General features: G+C 41.0%; 2 protein-coding genes. Both read right to left on the bottom strand.

The genetic code is table 11. The features are described from left to right. Positions 1-168: 168 nt before the first annotated feature. Complete coding sequence (locus U0M88_RS09570) at positions 169-1,383, bottom strand: FprA family A-type flavoprotein (RefSeq protein ID WP_117445145.1); 1,215 nt, start codon at positions 1,381-1,383, stop codon at positions 169-171. 9 nt (positions 1,384-1,392) lie between these two features. Continuing rightward, positions 1,393-2,778: acyl-CoA dehydrogenase family protein (locus tag U0M88_RS09565; protein WP_331869663.1), on the bottom strand; the 1,386-nt coding region annotated here is incomplete at its 5' end.

Below are 2,778 nucleotides of genomic sequence, written 5' to 3'. Positions count from 1 at the left end.
TTTCACAATCAAGCACAGTGCCTTGTGAATTCCCTCCAAATAAACTAAATAATCCCATTTTCTTCTCCTTTTTCCATGGTAAACGGATGTATTTTTCTTAAAAAGAAAAGAGATTGCATCCGTCCACAACCTCTTTTCCGTATGGATTACTGTTCTGACAGGTTTTCTTTACTCTTCGTTCATCGTATCTAAAAGGCTATCGACAAATAAATCCATATCCCTTTGATCTTTTTCTTGTAATGAGCTGATAATACTTAATTCGCTATTGATAATGCTCATCTGCTTCATTTCATCATCTAGGAACTCACGAATCAATGAACCGGATTGAGGTGCCCATGAACCATTTTCGATAATACCGCAAATGCGATTCTGTAGATTCAACATAGCCAAGTGTTCCAGGAATTCTTTCATGACAGGATAAATCTGTAAGTTATACGTTACACTGGCAAACACAATGTGTGAATACTTAAAGGCTTCGGAAACTAAATAAGAAACGTGTGTTTTTGAAACATCATAAACTCGAACATTGGTCATTCCTTTTTCCACAAGCTTTGTTGCAAGCACCTGTGCTGCCGATTCTGTATTTCCATACATGGAGGCATAGACAATCAAAACACCTTTTTCCTCTGGTTCGTATGTAGCCCATTTGATATATTTTCCTAAAATATACTGAATATCTTCCGGTTTTCTCCATACCGGTCCGTGTAATGGACAAATCACTTTGATATCTAAAGTTCCCGCCTTCTTTAACAGATGCATGACTTCCGGTCCATATTTTCCAACAATGTTAGTGAGATAGCGTCTTGCTTCATCGATCCAGTCACGATCAAAATTAACTTCATCAGCAAACAACTTTCCATCTAAAGCTTTAAAGCTTCCAAAGGCATCAGCTGAAAATAGAACACCATTGCTGGTATCATAACTAACCATGGCTTCCGGCCAATGCACCATTTGGGCATCGACAAAGGCAATTGTATGCTTTCCAAAGCAGCGGCTGTCCCCTTCGGCTACCGTTTCGGTTCTTCCTTCTACATTAAAACCAAACTGATACATCATCATAATGGATTTTTCAGTAGAAATAACTTTGGCATTTGGATAGCGTAACAAAACTTCTTCCATGCTGGCAGCATGATCTGGTTCCATATGGTTAATGATCACATAATCCAAATCTCTACCGTTTAATACATGCTCCAAATTTTCCAAAAACTGACGGCAAATCGACCAGTCCACAGTATCAAATAAAACTGTTTTTTCATCTAATAAGACATAGGCGTTATAGGATACGCCATCCGGAATCGGATGAATGTTTTCAAACAATTCCAAACGATGGTCGCTTCCTCCAACCCAATATAAATCATCTACAATTTTTCTTACATTATACATATATGACTCCTACTCCTCTTCGATATAGCTTTCTTTTCCTTCGCCGCATTTTGGACAAATCCAATCTTCCGGAAGCTTGTTGAATGGTGTACCCGGATCAATACCACCTTCCGGATCTCCATAAGCCTGATCATATTCATGCCCACAGCCTAAGCATACATAACGTTTATATTCCGGAGCGCTCTTCTTAAAGAACGGACGTCTCATTTTAACCATAGGTGGAGCCGGTTTCTTTTCTCCGGTATCCAGAGCTTTGGATAACAGTGGCAAGATGACTTCTACATCACCGACGATGCCATAATCGGCATTTTTAAAGATGTGCGCTTTTGGATCCGTATTGATCGCAACAATCGTTGTCGCATCGACAATACCTTTTAAGTGCTGAGAAGCCCCGGAAATACCACAGGCAATATAAAGGTTGCCGTGGAATTTTTGGCCGGACATACCTACATAACGTTCTAATGGCAGATAACGAAGACTTTCGGCAACCGGACGGCTGGAGCCGATGGCAGCTCCTGCATTTTTCGCAAGATCTTCAATCAATTTCATATTTTCTTTAGGTCCAATACCTTTACCGGCACTGACTACACGTTCCGCATCAACGATTGGTGTATCGATCGCTATACCTTGTGTAAAATCATATCCATCTTTCTTTAAAGCCGCTACCAGCTGATCGACTTGTTCCTGCGGCGTTCCTTCAAAAATCTGATTCTTTCTTACGCCGGTAATACCTACATTGGCTTTTAGGGCTGCACGTGCTTTTTTCTTATCTTTTTTGCGAGGTAGAATGTGTGATGCGATAACGATACGCTGGATCTCGTTAGTTCCTTCATAGATCGTAGTGATTTTGGCATCACGATACATACGTTCTACATCCATACCTTTCAGATATCCGGTACCGCCAAAAATCTGCACGGCATCATTCACAACTTCTAAGGCAATATCGGAAGCATACATTTTTGCCATAGCGCTTTCTTTTCCATAAGGTTCATGGGCTTCTTTTAATTCGGCGGCACTATACACTAAGAATCGGGCACAGCGAATCTTGGTTGCCATATCGGCGATTTTAAAAGAAATGGCCTGCTGGCTGGCGATAGGACGTCCAAACTGTACACGTTCTTTAGCATATTCAACAGCGGCTTCATAAGCTCCCTGCGCAATTCCCAATGCCTGGGCCGCAATACCGATACGACCGCCATCTAATGTCATCATGGCAATCTTGAAGCCTTCACCCTCTTTTCCCAGTAAATTTTCTTTTGGTACAAATACATTATTAAAACGAAGCTCAGCTGTCGAAGAAGAACGGATTCCTAATTTGTCATAATGATCCCCAAAGGTAAATCCTTCCCATCCTTTTTCAACGATAAAAGCGCTGATGCCATGTGTCCCCTTATC

Origin of the sequence: Faecalicoccus sp., assembly GCF_036552745.1 — a bacterium.
Lineage (GTDB): Bacteria > Bacillota_I > Bacilli_A > Erysipelotrichales > Erysipelotrichaceae > Faecalicoccus.
This window is presented reverse-complemented; position numbering and strand designations above follow the sequence as displayed.